Origin of the sequence: Pseudomonas xanthosomatis (genome assembly GCF_019139835.1) — a bacterium.
In the GTDB taxonomy this organism is placed as follows: Bacteria; Pseudomonadota; Gammaproteobacteria; order Pseudomonadales; family Pseudomonadaceae; genus Aquipseudomonas; species Aquipseudomonas fakonensis.
In genome coordinates this window covers 873,381-897,146 of the sequence record NZ_CP077075.1, presented here as the reverse complement: position 1 = coordinate 897,146, position 23,766 = coordinate 873,381, and the positions used below count along the sequence as shown (strand labels likewise).

The following is a 23,766-nucleotide window of genomic DNA, read 5'->3' as shown; positions in this document are numbered from 1 at the left end:
CTCAGAGCGCCGCGTTGATCTTCTTGGCAGCCTCGTCGCTGACCCATGCCTGCCACACCTCAGGATGTTCCTTGAGGAAGATCCTGGCCAGCTTGGGCGACTCGATCCGCTCCTTGGTCATGCGCCCCAGGTTCTGGTTGAGCAGGTCGATCGGGATGTTGACCTTTTCCAGCACGCCGACCAGCTCTGGCGCCTCGTCGTGGAAGGTCTTCGACAGGCCGACCTTGATCGACACGGTCTTGTCCACACCTGGCTTTTCTTCGAGCTTGACCAGGTCTACCTGGCCCATCAGCGGGGTTGGGGTCCAGTAATAGAAGAGGATAGGCTCGCCGCGCTTGTAGCTCGACAGCGCCGCGGCATCCAGCGCCGGGCCGGTACCCGGGCGGAAGTTGGTGAATTTGTCTTCCAGGCCGTAGTCCTTGAGCATCTGGGTGTTGTCCAGCTCGCAGGTCCAGCCGGCCGGGCAGTTGTAGAACCGGCCCTTGCTCGGTTCTTCCGGGTCTTTGAACACACTGGCGTACTTGGCCAGATCGGCGACGCTCTTGAGCTCAGGCGCCTTGGCTTCGAGCTTGCGCTTGGCATCGCCCTCGACCACGTAACGCGGCACGTACCAGCCTTCGACCGCCCCCACCACCGGTGCGCCGACACCGACCACCTTGCCGGCGGCCTCGGCCTTTTTCCACACCTCGCTGCGGCCCACCCACTCCTCGGCGAATACCTGGATATCGTTGCTGCCCAGGGCGTTCTCCATGGTGATGGAGTTGCCCGGCAGGCTGTCGACCTTGCAGCCGTAGCCTTCCTTGAGCACGAACTGCATGACATCGGTCAGCAGCATGCCGCTTTCCCAGTTCAGCCCGGCGAACTTCACCGGCTTGCCGGATTCGCACCAGCCGGCGGCCTGGCTGGCACCCGAGGCGCCGAGCAGGCCGAGGGCGAACAGCGAAGCAAGCAAGGTCTTGTTGGTTTTCATTGCGTGACGCTCCCAAACTTTTTGAAGTGGAAATCGGCAGTCCGTGCAAGAAATTGGTACGTTGGGGCCGCTGTGCGGCCCCAAAGGCCCGTCAGCCAGTAATCATCGGCAGGTTCAAGCCCTGCTCTTTGGCGCAGTCGATGGCGATCTGGTAACCGGCATCGGCATGGCGCATTACCCCGGTGGCCGGGTCGTTGGTCAGCACCCGGGCGATACGCGCGGCGGCCTCGTCGGTACCGTCGCACACAATCACCATGCCAGAGTGCTGCGAGAAGCCCATGCCGACCCCGCCGCCGTGGTGCAGCGACACCCAGGTGGCACCGCTGGCGGTGTTCAGCAGGGCGTTGAGCAGCGGCCAGTCGGACACCGCATCCGAGCCATCGCGCATGGCTTCGGTTTCACGGTTGGGGCTGGACACCGAGCCCGAGTCCAGGTGGTCACGGCCGATCACGATCGGCGCCGACAGCTCGCCGCTGCGCACCATTTCGTTGAACGCCAGGCCCAGCTTGGCGCGCAGGCCCAGGCCAACCCAGCAGATACGCGCCGGCAGTCCCTGGAAGGCGATTCGCTCGCGAGCCATGTCCAGCCAGCGGTGCAGGTGGGCATCGTCCGGGATCAGCTCCTTCACCTTGGCGTCGGTCTTGTAGATGTCTTCGGCGTTACCCGACAGCGCCGCCCAGCGGAACGGGCCAATGCCGCGGCAGAACAGCGGGCGGATATAGGCCGGCACGAAGCCCGGGAAGTCGAAGGCGTTGGCTACGCCCTCTTCCTTGGCCATCTGGCGGATGTTGTTGCCGTAGTCGAAGGTCGGGATGCCCTGCTTCTGGAAGTCGAGCATGGCTTGCACATGCACGGCCATCGACTGCTTGGCAGCCTTGACCACTGCGGCCGGCTCGGTCTGGGCGCGGTCGCGGTACTGCTCCCAGGTCCAGCCGGCCGGCAGGTAGCCATTCAGTGGGTCGTGGGCGCTGGTCTGGTCGGTAACCATGTCCGGGCGCACGCCACGCTTGACCAGCTCGGGCAGAATTTCGGCAGCGTTGCCGTGCAGGGCAATGGAGATGGCCTTGCCTTCGGCGGTGTACTTGGCGATGCGCGCCAGGGCGTCGTCGAGGTCCTTGGCCTGCTCGTCGACATAGCGGGTTTGCAGGCGGAAGTCGATGCGGCTCTGCTGGCACTCGATGTTCAGCGAGCAGGCGCCGGCCAGGGTCGCGGCCAGCGGCTGGGCGCCGCCCATGCCACCCAGGCCTGCGGTCAGTACCCACTTGCCTTTGAGGCTGCCACCGTAGTGCTGGCGGCCGGCTTCGACGAAGGTTTCATAGGTGCCTTGGACGATGCCCTGGCTGCCGATGTAGATCCAGCTGCCGGCGGTCATCTGGCCGTACATGGCCAGGCCTTTGGCGTCCAGTTCGTTGAAGTGCTCCCAGTTGGCCCAGTGCGGCACCAGGTTGGAGTTGGCGATCAGCACCCGCGGGGCGTTGCTGTGGGTCTTGAACACGCCGACCGGCTTGCCCGACTGCACCAGCAGGGTTTCGTCGTCGTTGAGCTCCTTGAGGGTGGCGACGATCTTGTCGTAGCACTCCCAGTTACGCGCCGCGCGGCCGATGCCGCCGTATACCACCAGCTCCTTGGGGTTCTCCGCCACTTGCGGGTCGAGGTTGTTCATCAGCATGCGCAGCGGCGCTTCGGTCAGCCAGCTCTTGGCGGTGAGCTTGTTGCCACGCGGGGCGCGGATCTCGACGTCACGGAATTTGTTGAGCTTGTTGTCAGTCACGAAGGTGCTCCTTGAGCGATCTATTCAAACCCGGCGCGATCGGCGGGCCAATGGGGCGGTTCGTACAACGCGAAAGGGGACGGCCTATCCACTATCACGCACTCTGCTTTACTTGTACATACAAGCATAGGCAATTGAAATGCCAAGTTCTGGGTGGGGGGTTGCAAACGATCCGCGCGCGTGCGCTGAAAGCCGCGAAGGGCAAGGGGTTCAGGAGGAAGAAAAATCAGGGAGGTGTGGCCAGGGCGCCCATCGGGGCAAGAAGGCATTGCGCCATCCTGGGGCGTTCGGTAACAGGGCGCCTCGTTTGGAAGCGTTACCTGTGTAACTCAGTCCTCAGCAACGACACCGCCCCTGTGGGAGCGGTGACAGGCGAAAAAATCAGTGAATCCCGGTCAGTTCGATCACACAGCAACGCCCGACCACATCCACCTCCAGCAGGCGCTCGTTGCTGCTCAGTTGCAGGCAGTCGTACAACCCCAGCGGCGGCTGCAGTTGCCCATCGATACCCACCTGCAGGTCCGCTTGCGCACTGAACACCAGCACCGTGCCGGCAGCGCTGTAAAAGCGGGTGCCGCCATTGAACCACTGCAAGCGGGCACGATAACGCTCGGGGGCATAGATCAGGTTGAAGTCGCGAATGGGCCCGCCCAGCAGCGTGCAGCCCACCTGGCTCTCGCCGCTGAAGGCAAAGGCATCTAAGGGCAGCAACGGCCGGCTGTCGCGACCGTCCACGTTCAGGCGCATGCCGTCGCCCTGCAGCACGGTGATGATCCGCTGGTAGCCGGCAAAGCTGGAAAAACCGCCGGACGCCTCGATGTCGGCGATCGACAGGCGCCAGCCGAAACCCTCAAGGCCTGCGCCGCTATCGCGGGTGATCTCTTCGGTGAAACCCCCACCATTCTTCCAGGGCATGCGCGGGTAGTCGCAGGCACGCAACAACTGCAACGGGCTCATTTGCTGAAACGTCCTTCCAGGCGATGTCGGGAACCGGGGTGGATCAGCCGCGCCGCGGTCACCGGCTGGCGGCCTGACCAGGTACGCCTGCGGATCAGCAGGCACGGCTCGCCGCGCTCGATCTGCAACAGGCGGCATTCGTCAGGCTCGGCAAGAATGGCCTCGACCACGTGCTCGCCCTCGGTGAGCGGCGCCACCTGGGACAGGTACTCGTAGGGCGTCTGCCGGGTGAAGTCCTGCTTGAGGTAGTCCGGGGCGATGGCTGCGTTGACGTAGCGGTCCTCGATCTGCACCGGCACGCCGTTTTCAAAGTGCACGATCAGCGAGTGGAACACCCGCTGGCCTTCGCGCATGTCCAGGGCCAGCGCGCGCTCGGAACCGGCGGCCTCCTCGACCAGCTTGATCACCTGGCAGCTATGCTGGTGGCCGCGCCCGGCGATCTCGTCGGCTATGTTGTTGACCTCGAACAGCGCCGAGCGAGTCTTGGGCTCGGCGACGAAGGTGCCGACGCCTTGCATGCGCACCAAAAGGCCCTCGGCGGTCAACTCGCGCAGGGCGCGGTTGATGGTCATACGGCTGAAGCCCAGCTCGGCGACCAGCTCGCTCTCCGAGGGTACCCGGTGATGGGGCGGCCAGCTGCCGCTCTCGATCTGCTGGATGATCATCTGTTTCACCCGGGCATAGAGCGGCGCCGGCCCTTCGCCCATCTGGGCAACCAGCTCGGAGACAGGAGGTGTCGGCACGGCGTTGGTCCTTGTGCGGTTGGAGTGAACGGTAGCTTGCCGGAGTTTACCCGGCAGGCAAACGGCTGTATATGTATATACAAGCATGACAACAACAGGAAGCCACCGATGCCCGTCTATTTTGCCGAACGCGCTCTGCTGCCCACGGGCTGGGCCCGCAACGTCCGCCTTGAAGTCGCCGCCGATGGCCGGCTGACAGCGGTCATGGCCGATGCCGACGCCGAAGGCGCCGAGCGTCTGGCAGGGCCCGTGCTGCCGGGCATGCCCAACCTGCACTCGCACGCGTTCCAACGGGCCATGGCAGGGCTGGCGGAAGTGGTCGGCAACCCCAACGACAGCTTCTGGACCTGGCGCGAACTGATGTACCGGCTGGCCGGCAACGTCACCCCTGAGCAGTTGCAGGTGATCGCCCGCCAGCTGTACATCGAAATGCTCAAGGCTGGCTACACCTCGGTGGCCGAATTCCACTATGTGCACCACGACAAGGACGGCCGCCCGTACGCCGACCCGGCCGAATTGTCGCTGCGCTTGAGCGCCGCTGCCGCCGCCACGGGCATCGGCCTGACTTTGCTGCCGGTGCTCTACAGCCACTCGGGCTTTGGCGGCCAGGCGCCCAATGACGGCCAGCGGCGCTTCATCAACTCCACCGAACAGTACCTGCGCCTGCAACAGCAGCTTGGGCCGTTGCTCGGCGCGCAGCCGGCGCAGCAACTGGGGCTGTGTTTCCACTCGCTGCGCGCGGTAATGCCCGGTCAGATCACCGAAGTGCTGGGCGCCAGCGATGCCCAGTGCCCGGTGCATATTCATATCGCCGAACAGCAGAAAGAAGTCGATGACTGCCTGGCCTGGAGCGGCCGGCGGCCATTGCAGTGGCTGTACGAGAACGCCGATGTCGACCGGCGCTGGTGCCTGGTGCACGCCACCCATGCCGAGCCCGACGAGGTCCGCGCCATGGCCCGCAGTGGTGCGGTGGCCGGCCTGTGCCTGACCACCGAGGCCAACCTGGGCGACGGTATTTTCCCGGCGGTGGATTACCTGGCCCAGGGCGGGCGCCTGGGCATCGGCTCGGACAGCCATGTGTCGTTGAGCGTGGTGGAAGAACTGCGCTGGCTGGAGTATGGCCAGCGCCTGCGTGACCAGCGGCGCAACCGGCTGTACCGCGCTGACCAGCCGATGGTCGGCCGCACCCTGTACGACGCGGCATTGCTGGGCGGCGCCCAGGCGCTGGGGCAGCCGGTGGGTGAGCTGGCGGTGGGCAAGCGCGCCGACTGGCTGGTACTGGACGGGCACGACCCGTACCTGGCCGTGGCCGAGGGTGATGCCATTCTCAACCGCTGGCTGTTTGCCGGGGGCGACCGCCAGGTGCGTGATGTGATGGTCAATGGCCAGTGGGTGGTGCGCCAGGGGCGGCACGGGCAGGAAGAAGAGAGTGCCGGGGCGTTTGTCCAGGTGTTGCGCCAGTTGCTGGGCTGAAAAGCCCAGCGCGACGCGGTCGTTGTGGGAAGCGGCCTTGCCGGGGCGCCGTCCGGTCGCGATTGGGCTGCGTAGCAGCCCCAGAATTTCAGCATCATGCAAAACTGCCGGGGGCTGCTTTGCAGCCCAATCGCGACCGGACGGCGCCCCGGCAAGGCCGCTTCCCACAGGCTTATCGAGAGTCAGGCTCGCAAAGCGCCACAGGCCCAGGCAACAGGCTTCAATGCCGGGCGACGATGTCCTTGTCGGGCGTGCGCCAGATCAGCCGGCGGGTGTCGTAGCCCTGCTGGCGGGCCTTGGACATCAGGCTCTCGCGCTCCCACACCGGCATCGACGGCGTGCGCGACAGAATCCACAGGTACTTGCGGTCGGGGCTGCCGACAATCGCGGTGCGGTAGCGCTCGTCGACGTAGAGGATCCAGTAGTCACCCCTGGCCACACCCGGCACCAGGCGGGTGAACCAGTTGTCGAACTCCACCCACAGCTTGTCGGTGTGCCCGGCCTGCTGAATGGAGGCATGGCCCTCGGCGCGCAGCCACTCGTCACCCAGGGTGCGGCAGCGGTTGAGCACCCCCACCGTGCCGTCGGGTTTGAGGTTGTAGTGGGCCTCGGCCTGGGCGCAGCCGTCCTGGTACTTCATCGGCAGCCGGGCCAGCTCGAACCACTTGCCTTGGTAACGCTTGAGGTCGACCGCACCTGCGGTCTTCGGCGCCAGCGGGTCGGTGGCAGAGGTGGCGCAGCCACCCAGCAGCATCACCAGGCACACGCCCAGCAGCAGGTGCAGACGCCTCATTTGAGGCCCTGCCCGGAATACATCAATACCTTGTCGGCCGCGTACTGCACGCTGATGAAGCTCTTCTCGTCACCCCAGGTGCAACTGCTCATGCCCAGTGCGCCGGAGCACTCGGTGGGCGTGCCGAGCAGCTGCTCGACCTCGGCCTTGTTCATGCCGGCCTTGAGCTTGGAATAGTTTTCCTGGTTGATCTTGCTGCAGGCAGTCAGGACGACGCACAAGGACAACAGGGCGAGGGAACGCAACGACATGAAGGGACACTCCTGGAGGTAGATACACAGGTACGAGGGCCTGCAGGGAGCTTAGAAGGGAAAAAGGGTCCTCGGTTCCCTGCCCGCCGAGGTTTTCGTCGCTTGCCGTCGGTCGGCTGTTGCGCAAACGGTTAATGTTTTTGCCCGGCGTGACGAAACAGTCGTCGAGGATGTGGCCTTATGCCGCATCCGCCCTCCTCCGTGCCCGTGCGCAGACCTTCAAAAATGACCAAGAACCTCAAGTTCAGCCACAAGATCCTGTTGGCCGCCGCCCTCGTGGTGGCCGTTGCCTTCACCTGTTTCGTGCTGTTCAACGATTATCGACAACGCCAGTCCCTGCGCAGTGACACGGAGGCCACTCTGCAGGACCTGGGCAACCTGACCGCCGGCAATATCCGCAACTGGCTCGACAGCCGCATCCAGCTGCTCAACACCTTCGCCCAGCAGGTGGCCGTCGACGGCCCGGGCAAGGCCAGCCTGGACCGCAGCCTGGCGCTGCCGGTGTACGCCAGCAACTTCATGCTCACCTACTTCGGTGGCCAGGACGGCAGCATGCAGTCGGTACCGGTGGGCAGCCGCGCCGCCGACTACGACCCGCGGGTACGCGGCTGGTACAAGGCGGCCACCGCCGCCGGCCAGACCATCGTCACCGAGCCGTACATCTCGGCCTCGGCCGGCAAGCTGGTGATCACCCTGGCAACGCCGGTGCAGCAGGCCGGCCGGGTGATCGGCGTCAGCGGCGTCGACACCGACCTGCAAACCATCAGCAACCTGATCAACACCCTGGACTTCGACGGCCATGGTCATGCCTTCATCGTCAACGGCGAAGGCAAGATCCTCATCCACCCCAAGGGCGAGCTGGCACTCAAGGCATTGGCCGATGTGTACCCCGACAACACCCCGCGCATCGGCAGCGGCCTGAAAGAGGTCGGGGTCGATGGCCGCAAGCAGTTCATCAGCTTCACCCACGTCGACGGCGTGCCGTCGGCGGACTGGTACGTGGCGCTGGTGCTGGACCAGGACGCGGCCTTCGCCATGCTGGGCGAGCTGCGCACCTCGGCGGTGGTGGCCACGCTGATTGCGGTGCTGGTGATCATCGCCCTGCTGGGCCTGCTGATTCGTGTGCTGATGGAGCCGCTGCACATGATGGGCCGCGCCATGCATGACATCGCCGAAGGCGAAGGCGACCTGACCCGGCGCCTGAAAATCCACGCCCAGGACGAGTTCGGCAGCCTGGCGCAGTCGTTCAACCGTTTCGTCGAGCGTATCCACGAGTCGATCCGCGAGGTGGCTTCGGCTACCGGGCAAGTGAACACCGTGGCCGGCCAGGTGATCAGCGCCTCCAATGCGTCGATCCACAACGCCGACCAACAGTCCAGCCGCACCAGCAGCGTGGCCGCGGCGATCAACCAGCTGGGCGCCGCCGCCCAGGAAATCGCCCAGAACGCCGCCCTGGCCTCGCAGCACTCCAGCGCCGCCCGTGGCCTGGCCGAAGAAGGCCAGCAGGTGGTCGGCGAGACCATCGAGGTGATGAACCAGCTGTCGGCGCGCATCAGCGATGCCAGCGGCAACATCGAGACGCTGAACGGCCACACGGTGAACATCGGCCAGATTCTCGACGTGATCAGCGGCATCTCCCAGCAGACCAACCTGCTGGCGCTCAACGCGGCCATCGAGGCAGCCCGTGCCGGCGAAGCCGGGCGTGGCTTTGCCGTGGTTGCCGACGAAGTACGCAACCTGGCCCACCGCACCCAGGATTCGGCGCAGCAGGTACAGCGCCTGATCGAGGAACTGCAGGCCGGCGCGCAAATGGCGGTGAGCACCATGGGCCAGAGCCAGCAGCACAGCGACCGCAGCGTGGGCATCGCCAACCAGGCCGGCGAGCGCCTTGGCAGCGTCACCCAGCGTATTGGCGAGATCGACGGCATGAACCAGTCGGTGGCGACCGCCACCGAAGAGCAGACAGCCGTGGTCGAGTCGATCAATGTCGACATCACCGAAATCAATACGCTGAATCAGGAAGGGGTGCAGAACCTGCAGAGCACCTTGCGTGCCTGCACCGACCTGGAACGCCAGGTGGAACGGTTGAAGCATCTGGTGGGCAGCTTCAGGATCTGATATCTGCGGCGCCTGCTTCGCGGGCAAGCCCGCTCCCACAGGGACTGCACAGATTTCAAAGGCTGTGCTGCCCCTGTGGGAGCGGCGGTGCGGCGACCCGACTTGCCCGCGAATAGGCTCTCAGATCAGAACCTGGACCCAGGTTCCAGCAGGAAGTCCATCTCGTCACTGGTGCTCGGCCGGCCCAGCACCAGGTTGCGGTGCGGGAAGCGGCCGAAGCGGGCGATCACCCGCTGGTGCTGCTCGGCGTAGTCGAGGAAACCTTCGAACAACCGGCGGTTGGCCTCGGGCTGCTCAGCGAGCAGCAGTTGGTAGCGCTCGACGCACAGGTTCTGCCAGTCCAGCACCTCGGCATGCTCCAGCACCAGCAGCACGAACACCCGCTGGATCGGCAGCAACTGGTAGTCCCAGCCCTTCTGCAAACCCTGCATCGCCACCACCTGCGCACGCCGGTCGCCGTCGAAGGCGCGCGGCGTGTCGCGGTAGAGCATGCGCGGCAGCTGGTCCAGCAAAATCAACAGGCCCAGCCAGCCCTGCGGGCTTTGCTGCCACTCGTCGAGCCCGCCCGCCAGGGCTTGCTCGACCAGGTCGCCAAACTGCGCGTGGGCCTCGGCATCGTGATGCTTGCCGAACCACAGCGTGTTCTTCTCGTCAGCCACGGCCTGGGCACTGGTGCCCCAACCGAACCACCATTCCAGCAACGGCTGCCAAGGTGCGAGCATGGGTTACTCCTTGTGGTAGGCGGTGACGCGTTCCACTTCTTCCTTCGAGCCGAGAATCACCGACACGCGCTGGTGCAGGCCTTCAGGCTGGATGTCGAGGATGCGCTGGTAACCATCGGTGGACACGCCGCCGGCCTGTTCGATGATGAACGACATCGGGTTGGCTTCGTACATCAGGCGCAGCTTGCCCGGCTTGCTTGGGTCACGGGCATCGCGCGGGTACATGAACAGGCCGCCACGGGTGAGGATGCGGTGCACGTCGGCCACCATCGAGGCGATCCAGCGCATGTTGTAGTTCTTTTTCAGCGGGCCGGTCTCGCCCGCCAGCAACTCGCCTACGTAGCGCTGGATCGGGGCTTCCCAGTGGCGCTGGTTGGACATGTTGATGGCGAACTCGGCGGTGCTTTCCGGCACGCGGATGTTCTCGTGGGTGAGCACGAAGCTGCCCAGCTCGCGGTCCAGGGTGAAGCCCTTGACGCCGTTGCCCAGGGTCAGAATGAGCATGGTCTGCGGGCCGTAGATGGCATAACCGGCGGCAACCTGCTGGGTGCCTGGCTGCAGGAAGGCGTTTTCGTTCAGGGTTTCGTTCTGGCTCAGGTACTCGTTGGGGCAACGCAGTACCGAGAAGATGGTGCCGACCGACACGTTGACGTCGATGTTCGACGAGCCGTCCAGCGGGTCGAAGACCAGCAGGTAGGCGCCTTTGGGGTATTTGCCCGGGATCTGGTAGGCGTTGTCCATTTCTTCGGACGCCATGCCGGCCAGGTGGCCGCCCCACTCGTTGGCTTCGAGCAGGATGTCGTTGGAGATCACGTCGAGCTTCTTCTGCACTTCGCCCTGCACGTTTTCGGTGCCCATGCTGCCCAGCACGCCGCCCAGGGCGCCCTTGGACACGTGGTGGCTGATCTCCTTGCATGCACGCGCCACCACTTCGATCAGGAAGCGCAGATCGGCAGGGGTATTGTTGCTGCGGGTCTGCTCAATCAGATAGCGACTCAGGGTAACGCGGGACATGTATGGCTCCGAAAAGGATAGGGGGAAAAAACCCCCGCAGTTTACAGGGAGTGTTGCGGGCTAGCGAGCAAAGAGACTCGCCTGAAGGGGTTAGGTTCAGCAGAGGCCTGGCCAGTGGTCGGCTGAGCGCCCCATCGCGGGGCAAGCCCGCTCCCACGACTTGCAGACCGTGGGAGCGGGCTTGCCCCGCGACGGACTCGCCTCAATCCAGCGCCTTCCAGATCTCGCTGGCGTACTCGCGGATGGTCCGGTCCGACGAGAACCAGCCCATCCGCGCGGTGTTGAGCACCGCCATGCGCCACCAGTCCTGGGGCGAATGCCACAACTCCTCGACCCGGCGCTGGGCATCCCAATAGGCGTCGAAGTCGGCGCACAGCAGGAAGCGGTCGTAGGCCACCAGGCCATCCACCAGCGCGGTATAGCGCGACGGGTCGTCTGGCGAGAACACCCCGCTGCGGATCGCCTGCAGCACATCGCCCAGGCGGCTGGAGGCGGCGATTGCGGCATTGGCGCCGAAGTCGCCGGCCTTGCCCCGGGCGCCCACCTGCTGGGCGGTCAGGCCGAAGATGAACATGTTCTCAGCACCCACCTGCTCGCACATCTCGACGTTGGCGCCGTCCAGGGTACCGATGGTCAGCGCGCCGTTGAGGGCGAACTTCATGTTGCTGGTGCCGGACGCCTCGTAGCCTGCGGTGGAGATCTGCTCGGACAGGTCCGCCGCCGGGATGATGCTTTCGGCCAGGCTGACGTTGTAGTTGGGCAGAAACACCACTTTCAGCAGGCCGCGCACGGTGGGGTCGTTGTTGACCACCCGGGCGATGTCGTTGGCCAGCTTGATGATCAGCTTGGCCTGGTGGTAGCTGGCCGCAGCCTTGCCGGCGAAGATCTTCACCCGCGGCACCCAGTCGGTACCCGGGTCGTTGCGCATGGCCTGGTACAGCGCCACGGTGTGCAGCAGGTTGAGCAACTGGCGCTTGTATTCGTGGATGCGCTTGACCTGCACGTCGAACAGCGCCTCGGGGTTGACCGTGACGCCTATGCGGTCCTGGATGATGCTGGCCAGGGCGCGCTTGCTGTGCAGGCGCTGGGCGGCGAACTGCTTGCGAAAGCTGGCCTTGTCGGCGAACGGCGCCAGGCCCTTGAGCTTGCCTTCGGGGTCGTCCAGCACGCCCTCGCCCAGGGCCTCCACCAGCATCGCCGTGAGTTGCGGGTTGGCCTGGTACAGCCAGCGGCGGAAGGTGATGCCGTTGGTCTTGTTGTTGATGCGCTGCGGGTAGAGCTTGTGCAGCTCGGCGAACACCGTGCTTTTCATCAGCTTGCTGTGCAGCGCCGACACGCCGTTGACGCTGTGCGAGCCGAGAAACGCCAGGTTGCCCATGCGCACCCGGCGGCCGTTGTCTTCTTCGATCAGCGAAACCGCGCGCAGCACGTCGAAGTCGTGCAGGCCCTTCGCCCGCAGGGCGTCGATGTGGTAGGCATTGATCAGGTAGATGATCTGCATGTGCCGCGGCAGCATGCGCTCCATCAGCGCCACTGGCCAGGTTTCCAGCGCTTCGGGCAACAACGTGTGGTTGGTGTAGGCCAGGGTGCCGACGGTCAGCTCCCAAGCGGTGTCCCAGGGGATTTCGTGCTGGTCCACCAGCAGGCGCATCAGCTCGGCCACGGCGATCGAAGGGTGGGTGTCGTTGAGCTGGATGGCCGCAGCATCGGGCAGGTTGAGCAGGTTGTCGTGCATGTTCAGGTGGCGTCGCAGCAGGTCCTGCAGCGACGCCGACACGAAGAAGTACTCCTGGCGCAGGCGCAGTTCCTGGCCGGCCTCGGTGCTGTCGGCCGGGTACAGTACCCGCGAGATGCTTTCGGCGCGGGCCACCTCGGCCACCGCACCCAGGTGGTCACCGGCGTTGAAGCGCTCCAGGTGCAGCTCTTCCAGCGCCCGGGCACGCCACAGGCGCAGGGTGTTGACGCTGGAGCCGCGCCAGCCGACCACCGGCGTGTCGTAGGCCACCGCCCGCACCGTCTCGCCCGGCGTCCATACCTGGCGCTGCTGGCCGCTGGTTTCGACCACGGTCTCGACACTGCCGCCAAAGCTGATCGGGTAGATCACCTCGGCCCGCTCGAACTCCCAGGGGTTGCCAAAATCCAGCCAGTTCTCGGTCTGTTCCTGTTGCCAGCCGTCTACCACCGCCTGGCGGAACAGGCCGTGCTCGTAGCGGATGCCGTAGCCGTGGGCGGCGATACCCAGGGTCGACATGCTCTCCATGAAGCACGCCGCCAAGCGGCCAAGGCCACCGTTGCCCAGCGCCGCGTCGGGCTCCAGCAGGCGGATGCGCTCAAGGTCCACGTCCAGCCCTTCGAGCGCCTCGCGGGCGATATCCAGGTAGCCGAGGTTGCTCAGGCTGTCGTACAGCAGCCGGCCGATGAGAAATTCGAGGGAGAGGTAGTACACCCGCTTCTGGCTGCGGCGGTAGGCCTGGCGGGTGTGGTCCATCCAGTGGTCGACCATGTGGTCGCGGGCAGCCAGGGCAATGGCCTCGAACCAGTCGTGGTCGAAGGCGTGTTCAGGGTCCTTGCCGACCGCGTAGGTCAGCTTGGCCAGCACGGCGGCGCGAAATTCCGCCACCTCTACATCACGAGCTTTGGCCTCACGGGCCTTGTTTTCCTGGGACATGCGGCATCCTCGGGCAAGTAGGCGAAAGCGCAGGGAGATTGTTCAGCCTAGACGCTCTGACACGGAGCGACAGTGGCGGTTCGCGGTTTTCATCAAGCGGCGGCGAATCAGGCGAAAGGTTGTTCACATTTTGAACAACTCCGGTATGATCGCGCGCCCAAAGACCGTGATTCGCCCCCAAAAAATGAAAACGACCCTGATCGCCGCCGCCGAAGTCGACCGCCTGGAGACCTGGCAGCGCTATGCCAGCCACATGTGCGGTGGCTGCCATTCGACCTGCTGCACCCTGCCGGTGGAGGTGAAGATCAAGGATCTGATCCGCATTGGCGTGGTAGATGAATTCGAAAAGGACGAGCCACCGAAGAACGTGGCCAAGCGCCTGCAGAAGGAAGGCATCATCGAACGCTTCAACCAGAAGTCGGGAATCTTCACCCTGACCCGGATGAGCAACGATGACTGCATGTATCTGGATCGCAAGAGCCGCCTGTGCACCATCTACGACAAGCGCCCGGATACCTGCCGCAACCACCCCAAGGTCGGGCCGCGGCCGGGGTACTGTGCGTACAAGCCCAAGGTGGTCGGGCGTTGACGCTGTCACTGCATGCCCTATAAAATCCGGCTTGTCTGGATATACACGGAGCTTTCCTTCGGGCAAGTGTCCAGACGCCGCCATGTGGTTCCGGCCGTGCCGGTTGATGGGAGCAATCCCTAAGGGCATTCGCGATACGACCCCCTTCATTGGGGGTTTCGTATTTCTGGGGGAAGCTTACCGACGTGCGGGCCTGCGCACAGGTTCGTTTCTCAGCTTCTTCAGCATCAGCAACCAGCCTTTGATCTTCTCATGCCGCTTGAACCTTCCCTTGCCCGCCGATGGGTGCTCAGGGTCTCGCACGTACGCGCTCTCGACATGGACCTTGAGGACTTTTGTCGATTCGCGGCGCATATTGAAATACACCTCGTACTGAGTACCCTCGGGAAAACCGAATTGATTGCCTTCGACTGTCAACCAGTTGCTGTGACCGGTGAACAGGCACTGTCTGTCGGCCAAGGTGCTCATGATGCTTGGCAACTGCAATGACAAGCCATACCGAACCGGGCAGAACGCCCGGCTAATCCCTCTGCTGTCAATCACCAACCTGTCAAGGCCGATGGCCTGAAAGTCCAACGCCTGCCCGTGAGGCGGGCCATGGCTGACGCAGTGGCTCGAGTATTCGAAGTGCAGTGTCGCCTCGATGGCCACTGGCACCCCTGGCAGCAACAATCCATGGGTATGCGCCTGAAGATGCTGCAGGCACCATGACCTGCCGGCGGCCTCGATCCTTCCGGCAGCCAAATGTTCACGCCACGCCTTGCCTTTCATGCACTTCTCCGTAGCACCTCGAACAGACAGGCTACTGAGCGCAGATCGCGCTGCCAAAAAGGCTTCGTGAGCAAGTGCTTCAACAGCAATACCAAGAAATGCAATACAAACAAAAACGCCCCCGGCCTTTCGACCGGGGGCGTTTTCATTCAGCCGGAACTAATGACTCAGTTCTTGGCTTTCTTGGCAGCGCGGGTACGCTCGCCTTCGTCCAGGATTTTCTTGCGCAGACGGATCGACTTCGGCGTCACTTCGCACAGCTCGTCGTCCTGGATGAATTCCAGGGCCTGCTCGAGGGTGTGGCGAACTGGCGGTACCAGGGCGATGACTTCGTCTTTGCCCGAAGCACGCATGTTGTCGAGCTTCTTGCCTTTGGTCGGGTTAACGCCCAGGTCGTTGTCGCGGCTGTTCAGGCCGATGATCTGACCGTTGTAGATCTCCTGGCCGTGCTCGACGAACAGCTTGCCGCGCGCCTGCAGGGTTTCCAGCGAGTAGGTCAGGGCCTTGCCGGTCTCGACCGAAACCAGAACGCCGTTCAGACGGCCGGACATCTGGCCCGACTTCATGGTGTCGTAGCGATCGAAGATCGAGGTCAGGATGCCTGCGCCGTTGGTCAGGGTCAGGAACTGGTTACGGAAACCGATCAGGCCACGGGCCGGGATGTTGTACTCAAGGCGCACACGGCCCTTGCCATCCGGAACCATGTTGGTCAGGTCGCCCTTACGCAGGCCCATCTCTTCCATGACCTTGCCCTGGGATTCTTCAGGGATGTCGATGGTGACGTTCTCGAACGGTTCCTGCTTCACGCCGTCGACTTCGCGGATGATCACTTCAGGGCGGCCTACGGCCATCTCGAAGCCTTCACGGCGCATGGTTTCGATCAGCACCGACAGGTGCAGCTCACCACGGCCCGATACCTTGAACTTGTCAGGGGAATCGGTTTCCTGAACGCGCAGGGCTACGTTGTACAGCAGCTCCTTGTCCAGACGGTCCTTGATGTTGCGGCTGGTGACGAACTTGCCTTCTTTACCGCAGAACGGCGAGTCGTTGACCTGGAAGGTCATCGAAACGGTCGGTTCGTCGACGGTCAGCGGCTTCATGGCCTCTACCGCGTCCGGGGCGCACAGGGTGTCGGAGATGAACAGCTCGTCGAAACCGCTGATGCAAACGATGTCGCCAGCCTGGGCTTCTTCGACGTCGACGCGGTGCAGGCCGTGGTGGCCCATCAGTTTCAGGATACGGCCGTTACGCTTCTTGCCGTCAACGTCGATGGCAACCACCGGGGTGTTCGGCTTGATGCGGCCACGGGCGATACGGCCAACGCCGATAACACCCAGGAAGCTGTTGTAGTCCAGAGCGGAGATCTGCATCTGGAACGAGCCTTCACGGTCAACGTCCGGAGCCGGTACGTTGTCGACGATCGACTGGTACAGGGCGGTCATGTCTTCGCCCATTTCGGTGTGGTCCAGGCCGGCGATGCCGTTCAGGGCCGAGGCGTAGACGACTTTGAAGTCCAGCTGTTCGTCGGTGGCACCGAGGTTGTCGAACAGGTCGAAGATCTGGTCCAGAACCCAGTCAGGACGCGCGCCCGGACGGTCAACCTTGTTGATCACGACGATTGGCTTCAGGCCTGCTTCGAAGGCTTTTTTGGTTACGAAGCGGGTTTGCGGCATAGGGCCGTCCTGGGCGTCGACCAGCAGCAGCACCGAGTCGACCATCGACATTACACGCTCAACCTCGCCACCGAAGTCGGCGTGGCCGGGGGTGTCGACGATGTTGATGTGGTAGCCGTTCCAGTTGATGGCGGTGTTTTTCGCCAGAATGGTAATGCCGCGCTCTTTTTCCTGGTCGTTGGAGTCCATGACGCGCTCGTCGTTGAGCTCGTTACGTTCCAGGGTGCCGGACTGGCGCAGCAGTTTGTCGACCAGGGTGGTTTTACCATGGTCAACGTGGGCGATGATGGCGATGTTACGCAGTTTTTCGATCACAACTGTATCTCGATCAGAGGATTCGGTTGCCACCTAGTGTAGGCGGCGAATATGTACGCTTTTAGGCTCAGCGGGCCCGGTGGTCGGGAGGGCGATGGCGGATGCTGCCGCCATACAGCCCTGGCGTCTTATGCCGGACGATAAACACGCACATTGGCATGTCCCTCACTGAGCAGGTGGTGTGCGTGCAAACGGCTCATCACACCTTTGTCGCAATACAGCAAGTACTGGCGCGTAGGGTCCAGGTGCTTGAACTTGCTGTTGATGGCGTAGAACGGCATGGCCTGGACTTCGATACCGTCCAGCGCCAAGGGTTGGTCTTCCTGGGCATCGGGGTGACGGATGTCGATGACGATCTGGCCAGGCAGTGCCTCGGCCACTTCCTCGATTTCGATATCCTTGCCCAACTCGTCGATCACGTGGTCGATGGAGATGAACTTGGCGCGCTCCAAGGCACGTTCCAGCACGGCCATGTCGAACTGCTTTTCTTCGTGCTCCATGCGGTGACGCTTGGCATGGGTGGTGGGGTTCACCGAAATCACGCCGCAGTATTCAGGCATGTGCTTGGCGAAGTCGGCGGTGCCGATTTCGGTTGCCTGGTCGATGATGTCCTGCTTGTGGCTGGCCAGCAGCGGGCGCAGCACCAGCTTGTCGGTGGCCGAATCGATGATCGACAGGTTCGGCAGGGTCTGGCTGGACACTTGCGAGATCGCCTCGCCGGTAACCAGGGCGTCGATCTGCAGGCGCTCGGCCATGTGCGCGGCGCCGCGCAGCATCATGCGCTTGAGGGTCACGCCCATGTAGCTGTTGTCGACCTTGTTCAGAATCTCGCCGACCACTTCTTCGAACGGCACGCTGATGAACAGCACGCGCTGGCTGCTGCCGTACTTCTTCCACAAGAAGTGCGCCACTTCCATCACGCCCAGCTCGTGGGCACGCCCGCCGAGGTTGAAGAAGCAGAAGTGGGTCATCAGGCCGCGGCGCATCATCTGGTAGGCCGCCACGGTGGAGTCGAAACCGCCGGACATCAGCACCAGGGTTTGCTCCAGGGCGCCCAGCGGGTAGCCGCCGATGCCGTTGTGCTGGTTGTGGATCACGTACAGGCGCTGGTCGCGGATTTCCATGCGCACCACGACTTCAGGCGTCTTCAGGTCGATGCCGGCGGCGCCGCACTGCTGGCGCAGCTGGCTGCCGACGTAGCGGTCGACGTCCATCGAGGTGAAGTCATGGTGGCCGCCGCGCTTGCAGCGCACCGAGAAGCGCTTGCCGGCCAGCAGGTGGCCGAAGTGCTGCTTGCACTTGGCGACGATGTCGTCAAAGTCGCCCAGCGGGTATTCCTCGACCTGCAGGAAGTGGGTAATACCCGGGGTGCAGGTGAGGCGCTCGATCATCTCGCGCTGGATCTTCTCGTCCTCGATGCGGCTGACCACCTCGAGATTGTCCCAGACACCATCGACCGCGAGCTCAGGGTCAAGGTCCTTGAGCACGTTGCGGATGTTCTTGCCGAGCTGGCGAATGAAGCGCTTGCGCACCGGTCGGCTCTTGATGGTGATCTCTGGGAAGACTTTGACGATAAGTTTCATTGGTTTAACAGCGCGCGCAGGGCCTGCCAAAAATAGGGGGCGCGAATTATAGCGGAAATTGCTCAGGTTTTGAGCAACTTTTGTACAGGAGCGTTGAGATAAATGCAGGGGTTGCGTTTTGTGCCGCCTGTTCCGGCCCTTTCGCGGGCAAGCCCGCTCCTACAGGGACCGTGCAACTTCTCTAGGCCATGCCAGACCCTGTGGGAGCGAGCTTGCCCGCGAAAGGGCCCTCAAACGAAGCACACCACTCAAGGAGTGCACCATAATGGTGCCTTAACGCCAAATAACGCATCTTTGCGGTGCGCTTTTCCTCTGCCGCCCACCGCCAAATGCCCGCAAACGCCCCCTTTTATCCCGCCCTCGCCATTTTCGGGCACTGGCATGCAATTTGCTCCCTTGTGAGGCAGGTAAGCTTGGCCGACTATCCGCGCCCGGCGACACCCTTTTTCCAGGGCAGCGTTGTGACGCACCCTAGACCATCCGGAGGACAACATGTCGAAGTCGGTTCAACTCATCAAAGATCATGACGTCAAGTGGATTGATCTGCGTTTCACGGACACCAAAGGCACTCAGCATCACGTGACCATGCCGGCGCGTGATGGCCTGGATGAAGACTTCTTCGAAGTCGGCAAGATGTTCGACGGCTCCTCCATCGCTGGCTGGAAAGGCATCGAAGCATCGGACATGATCCTGATGCCGGTCGACGAAACCGCCGTACTGGACCCGTTCACCGAAGAACCGACCCTGATCATCACCTGCGACATCGTCGACCCGTCGAGCATGCAGGGCTACGATCGCGACCCACGTGCGATCGCCAAGCGCGCCGAAGAGTATCTGAAGAGCACCGGCATCGGTGACACCGTCTTCGCAGGCCCAGAGCCTGAGTTCTTCATCTTCGACGAAGTGAAGTTCCAGTCGGACATCTCCGGCTCGATGTTCAAGATCTTCTCCGAGCAAGGCTCGTGGATGACCGGTGCTGACGTCGAAGGCGGCAACAAAGGCCACCGCCCGGGCGTCAAAGGCGGCTACTTCCCGGTTCCGCCGTTCGACCACGACCACGAAATCCGTACTGCCATGTGCAACGCACTGGAAGAAATGGGTCAGACCGTCGAAGTTCACCACCACGAAGTGGCAACTGCCGGCCAGAACGAAATCGGCGTCAAGTTCAACACCCTGGTGAAGAAGGCTGACGAAGTACAGGCCCTGAAATACGTCGTGCACAACGTTGCCGACGCCTACGGCCGCACCGCCACCTTCATGCCGAAACCGCTGTACGGAGACAACGGCTCGGGCATGCACGTGCACATGTCGATCTGGAAAGAAGGCAAGAACACCTTCTCCGGCGAAGGCTATGCCGGCCTGTCCGACACCGCCCTGTACTTCATCGGCGGCATCATCAAGCACGGTAAGGCCCTGAACGGCTTCACCAACCCGTCGACCAACTCGTACAAGCGTCTGGTCCCAGGCTTCGAAGCCCCGGTCATGCTGGCCTACTCGGCCCGCAACCGTTCCGCCTCGATCCGCATTCCTTACGTCGGCAGCCCGAAAGCCCGCCGTATCGAAGCGCGCTTCCCGGACCCATCGGCCAACCCGTACCTGGCCTTCGCGGCCCTGCTGATGGCTGGCCTGGACGGCATCCAGAACAAGATCCACCCAGGCGATGCCGCCGACAAGAACCTGTATGACCTGCCGCCAGAAGAGGCCAAGGACATCCCGCAGGTTTGCGGCAGCCTCAAAGAGGCCCTGGAAGAGCTGGACAAAGGCCGTGCGTTCCTGACCAAGGGCGGCGTGTTCTCCGACGACTTCATCGATGCCTTCATCGAGCTGAAGAGCGAAGAAGAAATCAAGGTCCGCACCTTCGTGCACCCGCTGGAATACGAGCTGTACTACAGCTGCTGATGTGATCGGCGCCTGGCGTCGATAACCTCTGAGACGGCCTTCTTCGGAAGGCCGTTTTTGTTTGTTCGCTCCTTTGTTTCAGAAGCGTCCTGCAAGCGGCCTGCCCCCTGCTGCCCAACACTGTGGTCTCCCGGTATAAGGAGATCATCATGCGCCACACCCCTGCCCTGTTTTCGCTGTGCCTGGCCCTTGCCCTGCCAGGATGCAGCGCCCCACCGTCCTCCCATGTCGAATTCGCCCCCTTGCTCAGCGCCATCGAAAAGCGCCTGGAGCTGGCAAGCTCGGTTGCCCGACACAAATGGGCGCACGACATACCGGTGCAGGTCCCTGTACGGGAGGCCGATGTGCTGGCACAGGTTCGCGCCACCGGGCAGGTGTGCCGAAAACAGTAATGCATGCAATGCTCTATATTGGTGCACTAATCCATTCATGCACCCGCCCTGCACACCAAAACGGGTCAAGTGAAACGATAAACCCGTGAATTCTGAGCCGAATTTGCGCACTTCAAGGTCTTTATCAGGAAATTCCGCTTCTTTTCGGAGCCTTGGTTTGTTTCTTGCATTTTTCTCGCATCAGCGGATCCATAGCGCCCCTGCCCCGGGCATGCACCGGGCAGGCAGGCGCCAAAAGAGGTCAACGACGCCTTATGACCATCAGCGATGCACAGCACCGTCTGCTTCTGGACAACCTGACCACGGCCACGCTCTTGCTAAATGCCGAGCTGCGCCTTGAGTACATGAACCCGGCCGCCGAGATGCTTCTGGCCGTCAGCGGCCAGCGCAGCCATGGGCAGTTCATCAGCGAACTGTTCACCGAATCGACCGAGGCGCTCAACTCATTGCGCCAGGCGGTGGAGCAGGCGCACCCGTTCACCAAGCGCGAAGCCCAGCTGACCTCGCTGACCGGCCAGGCGATCACCGTCGACTACGCCGTGACGCCGATCCTGCACCAGGGCAACACCCTGCTGTTGCTGGAGGTGCACCCGCGTGACCGCCTGCTGCGCATCACCAAGGAAGAGGCCCAGCTGAGCAAGCAGGAAACCACCAAGATGTTGGTGCGCGGCCTGGCCCACGAAATCAAGAACCCGCTGGGCGGCATTCGCGGCGCCGCGCAGTTGCTGGCCCGCGAGCTGCCCAGCGACGGCCTGCGCGACTACACCAACGTGATCATCGAAGAGGCCGACCGCCTGCGTAACCTGGTCGACCGCATGCTCGGCTCGAACAAGCTGCCGTCGCTGGCCATGACCAACATCCACGAAGTGCTGGAACGCGTGTGCAGCCTGGTGGAGGCCGAAACCCAGGGCGGCATCACGTTGGTGCGCGACTACGACCCAAGCCTGCCCGACGTGCTGATCGACCGCGAGCAGATGATCCAGGCCGTGCTCAACATCGTGCGCAACGCCATGCAGGCCATCAGCGGCCAGAACGAACTGCGCCTGGGGCGCATCAGCCTGCGCAGCCGTGCAGTACGCCAGTTCACCATCGGCCATGTGCGCCACCGCCTGGTGGCGCGGGTCGAGATCATCGACAACGGCCCCGGCATCCCCGCCGAGCTGCAGGACACCCTCTTCTACCCCATGGTCAGCGGCCGCCCGGACGGTACCGGGCTGGGCCTGGCCATCACCCAGAACATCATCAGCCAGCACCAGGGGCTGATCGAGTGCGAAAGCCACCCTGGCCACACCGCGTTCTCGATCTACCTGCCGCTGGAACAAGGAGCCAACGCCTCATGAGCCGAAGTGAAACCGTCTGGATCGTCGATGATGATCGCTCCATCCGCTGGGTGCTGGAAAAAGCCCTGCAGCAAGAGGGCATGAACACCCAGAGCTTCGACAGCGCCGACGGCGTCATGGGCCGCCTGGCGCGCCAGCAGCCGGACGTGATCATCTCCGACATTCGCATGCCGGGGGCCAGCGGCCTCGACCTGCTGGCGCAGATCCGCGAGCAGCACCCGCGCCTGCCGGTGATCATCATGACCGCCCATTCCGACCTGGACAGCGCCGTAGCCTCGTACCAGGGCGGCGCCTTCGAGTACCTGCCCAAGCCGTTCGACGTGGACGAGGCGGTGTCGCTGGTCAAGCGTGCCAACCAGCATGCCCAGGAGCAGCAGGGGCTGGACGTGCCCCAGGCCCTCACCCGCACGCCCGAGATCATCGGCGAAGCGCCGGCGATGCAGGAGGTGTTCCGCGCTATCGGCCGCCTGAGCCACTCCAACATCACCGTGCTGATCAACGGTGAATCCGGTACCGGCAAGGAGCTGGTGGCCCACGCCCTGCACCGCCACAGCCCGCGGGCAGCGTCGCCGTTCATCGCCCTGAACATGGCGGCGATCCCCAAGGACCTGATGGAGTCCGAGCTGTTCGGCCATGAAAAGGGCGCCTTCACCGGTGCCGCCAACCTGCGCCGCGGGCGCTTCGAGCAGGCCGACGGCGGCACCCTGTTCCTCGACGAGATCGGCGACATGCCGGCCGATACCCAGACCCGCCTGCTGCGGGTGCTGGCCGATGGCGAGTTCTACCGCGTCGGTGGCCACGTGCCGGTGAAGGTGGACGTGCGCATCATCGCCGCCACCCACCAGAACCTCGAATCGCTGGTGCAAGCCGGCAAGTTCCGTGAGGACTTGTTCCACCGCCTGAACGTAATCCGCATTCATATCCCGCGCCTGGCTGACCGGCGCGAGGACATCCCGGCCCTGGCCCGTCACTTCCTCGGCCGCGCCGCCCAGGAACTGGCGGTAGAGCCCAAGCTGCTCAAGCCGGAAACCGAAGAGTTCATCCGCAACCTGCCGTGGCCGGGCAACGTGCGCCAGCTGGAAAACACCTGCCGCTGGATCACCGTGATGGCCTCGAGCCGCGAGGTGCTGGTGGGCGACCTGCCCCCAGAGCTGCTCAACCTGCCATCGGACGCCGCACCGGTCACCAACTGGGAGCAGGCCCTGCGCCAGTGGGCCGACCAGGCCTTGGCCCGCGGCCAGTCGAGCCTGCTCGACAGCGCCGTGCCCAGCTTCGAGCGGATCATGATCGAGACCGCCCTCAAGCACACCGCAGGCCGGCGCCGCGATGCCGCCGTGCTGCTGGGCTGGGGCCGCAACACCCTGACCCGCAAGATCAAGGAGCTGGGCATGAAGGTGGACGGCGCCGAGGATGATGACGGCGACGAGCACTGATCTTAGCCAGACTTCATCACCACTGGGGCCGCTTTGCGGCCCCAGTCGTTTCGAGCCCATGCACCGTTCCTGTGCCTGCTGCACCTCGCGAAGGCAAAAACCCCCTGAAAAACCGGCCAAATCCCCCTCAAAGCCCTTTATTTACGGGCTTCACAAAACTGGCACGCCCCCTGCAATAAGTAATACATCTCCAGTTTCGGGGGCCTCGGTACAGGCAGGCCGGGATATCCCCCCTCTTTATTCGTAGCGACACCCACTTCGGGGACCTTGGTACAGGCAGGCCAGGAAATC

At 63.4% G+C, this 23,766-nt stretch carries 19 protein-coding genes and 1 pseudogene; 8 read left to right on the top strand and 12 right to left on the bottom strand.

The annotated features are described in order from the left end of the window. Position 1 precedes the first annotated feature (1 nt). The 4 genes from KSS93_RS03940 to hutC form a co-directional block, all read right to left on the bottom strand. The gene (locus tag KSS93_RS03940) at positions 2-970 is read right to left on the bottom strand and encodes an ABC transporter substrate-binding protein (protein ID WP_217887236.1); all 969 of its coding nucleotides are present in this window, start codon (positions 968-970) and stop codon (positions 2-4) included. Positions 971-1,061: 91 nt separating this feature from the next. Further along, positions 1,062-2,741: a urocanate hydratase gene (gene hutU, locus KSS93_RS03935; RefSeq protein ID WP_217887235.1), complete on the bottom strand. Its 1,680-nt coding sequence runs from the start codon at positions 2,739-2,741 to the stop codon at positions 1,062-1,064. Between the two features lie 381 nt (positions 2,742-3,122). After that, positions 3,123-3,698, bottom strand: coding sequence for a HutD/Ves family protein (locus KSS93_RS03930; RefSeq protein ID WP_217887234.1), 576 nt, complete (start codon positions 3,696-3,698; stop codon positions 3,123-3,125). Beyond that, the gene (gene hutC, locus KSS93_RS03925) at positions 3,695-4,405 is read right to left on the bottom strand and encodes a histidine utilization transcriptional repressor HutC (protein ID WP_217888676.1); all 711 of its coding nucleotides are present in this window, start codon (positions 4,403-4,405) and stop codon (positions 3,695-3,697) included. The genes KSS93_RS03930 and hutC overlap by 4 nt, the downstream gene beginning before the upstream one ends. A 144-nt stretch (positions 4,406-4,549) precedes the next feature. On the opposite strand from hutC, the gene KSS93_RS03920 reads away from it, so the two are divergent. Next, complete coding sequence (locus KSS93_RS03920; protein ID WP_217887233.1) at positions 4,550-5,914, top strand: formimidoylglutamate deiminase; 1,365 nt, start codon at positions 4,550-4,552, stop codon at positions 5,912-5,914. A gap of 220 nt (positions 5,915-6,134) precedes the next feature. Here the strand turns inward: KSS93_RS03920 and KSS93_RS03915 are convergent, their stop codons facing one another. Further along, entirely contained in the window at positions 6,135-6,707 is a 573-nt protein-coding gene (locus KSS93_RS03915) for a lipocalin family protein (protein ID WP_217887232.1), read from the bottom strand. Then, a complete protein-coding gene (gene bamE / locus KSS93_RS03910) occupies positions 6,704-6,958 on the bottom strand; it encodes an outer membrane protein assembly factor BamE domain-containing protein (protein ID WP_079230016.1) in 255 nt (84 codons plus the stop codon). Before bamE ends, KSS93_RS03915 begins: the two co-directional genes overlap by 4 nt. Before the next feature lie 180 nt (positions 6,959-7,138). Between bamE and KSS93_RS26850 the strand changes: the two are divergent. Next, a pseudogene (locus KSS93_RS26850) lies at positions 7,139-8,221 on the top strand (HAMP domain-containing protein); the annotation flags it as partial. Between the two features lie 24 nt (positions 8,222-8,245). Then, positions 8,246-9,076: a methyl-accepting chemotaxis protein gene (locus KSS93_RS26845; RefSeq protein WP_404668583.1), complete on the top strand. Its 831-nt coding sequence runs from the start codon at positions 8,246-8,248 to the stop codon at positions 9,074-9,076. 125 nt (positions 9,077-9,201) lie between these two features. Here KSS93_RS26845 and KSS93_RS03900 read toward each other — a convergent pair whose 3' ends face one another. The 3 genes from KSS93_RS03900 to KSS93_RS03890 all read right to left on the bottom strand — a co-directional run bounded on the left by KSS93_RS03900 (position 9,202) and on the right by KSS93_RS03890 (position 13,480). Further along, positions 9,202-9,798 carry a DUF924 family protein gene (locus KSS93_RS03900; protein WP_217840708.1) on the bottom strand — a complete coding sequence of 199 codons (597 nt, stop codon included), beginning with the start codon at positions 9,796-9,798 and terminating at the stop codon, positions 9,202-9,204. A gap of 3 nt (positions 9,799-9,801) precedes the next feature. Beyond that, the gene (locus KSS93_RS03895; RefSeq protein ID WP_217840709.1) at positions 9,802-10,812 is read right to left on the bottom strand and encodes a class 1 fructose-bisphosphatase; all 1,011 of its coding nucleotides are present in this window, start codon (positions 10,810-10,812) and stop codon (positions 9,802-9,804) included. Between the two features lie 202 nt (positions 10,813-11,014). Further along, a complete protein-coding gene (locus KSS93_RS03890) occupies positions 11,015-13,480 on the bottom strand; it encodes a glycogen/starch/alpha-glucan phosphorylase (RefSeq protein WP_217887230.1) in 2,466 nt (821 codons plus the stop codon). A gap of 184 nt (positions 13,481-13,664) precedes the next feature. Between KSS93_RS03890 and KSS93_RS03885 the strand changes: the two genes are divergently transcribed. Beyond that, positions 13,665-14,069 carry a YkgJ family cysteine cluster protein gene (locus KSS93_RS03885; protein WP_016712459.1) on the top strand — a complete coding sequence of 135 codons (405 nt, stop codon included), beginning with the start codon at positions 13,665-13,667 and terminating at the stop codon, positions 14,067-14,069. Positions 14,070-14,246: 177 nt separating this feature from the next. Here the strand turns inward: KSS93_RS03885 and KSS93_RS03880 are convergent, their stop codons facing one another. From KSS93_RS03880 to thiI, 3 genes are all read right to left on the bottom strand, one after another. Next, complete coding sequence (locus KSS93_RS03880) at positions 14,247-14,840, bottom strand: YjaZ family protein (protein ID WP_217887229.1); 594 nt, start codon at positions 14,838-14,840, stop codon at positions 14,247-14,249. Between the two features lie 167 nt (positions 14,841-15,007). After that, on the bottom strand, positions 15,008-16,828 hold the full coding sequence (typA, locus tag KSS93_RS03875) for a translational GTPase TypA (protein WP_217887228.1): 1,821 nt from the start codon (positions 16,826-16,828) through the stop codon (positions 15,008-15,010). A 128-nt stretch (positions 16,829-16,956) separates the two neighbouring features. Further along, positions 16,957-18,411 (bottom strand): tRNA uracil 4-sulfurtransferase ThiI, encoded by a 1,455-nt coding sequence (gene thiI, locus KSS93_RS03870; protein WP_217887227.1) that lies wholly within the window; start codon positions 18,409-18,411, stop codon positions 16,957-16,959. A gap of 492 nt (positions 18,412-18,903) precedes the next feature. Between thiI and glnA the strand changes: the two genes are divergently transcribed. The 4 genes from glnA (at position 18,904) to ntrC (ending at position 23,475) form a co-directional block, all read left to right on the top strand. Beyond that, positions 18,904-20,310 carry a type I glutamate--ammonia ligase gene (gene glnA / locus KSS93_RS03865; RefSeq protein ID WP_217887226.1) on the top strand — a complete coding sequence of 469 codons (1,407 nt, stop codon included), beginning with the start codon at positions 18,904-18,906 and terminating at the stop codon, positions 20,308-20,310. 149 nt (positions 20,311-20,459) lie between these two features. After that, entirely contained in the window at positions 20,460-20,702 is a 243-nt protein-coding gene (locus tag KSS93_RS03860) for a chorismate mutase (protein ID WP_217887225.1), read from the top strand. A gap of 254 nt (positions 20,703-20,956) precedes the next feature. After that, a complete protein-coding gene (gene glnL / locus KSS93_RS03855; RefSeq protein ID WP_217887224.1) occupies positions 20,957-22,042 on the top strand; it encodes a nitrogen regulation protein NR(II) in 1,086 nt (361 codons plus the stop codon). Further along, positions 22,039-23,475, top strand: a complete 1,437-nt coding sequence (gene ntrC / locus KSS93_RS03850) for a nitrogen regulation protein NR(I) (protein WP_217887223.1) — start codon at positions 22,039-22,041, stop codon at positions 23,473-23,475. Before glnL ends, ntrC begins: the two co-directional genes overlap by 4 nt. Positions 23,476-23,766 lie beyond the last annotated feature (291 nt).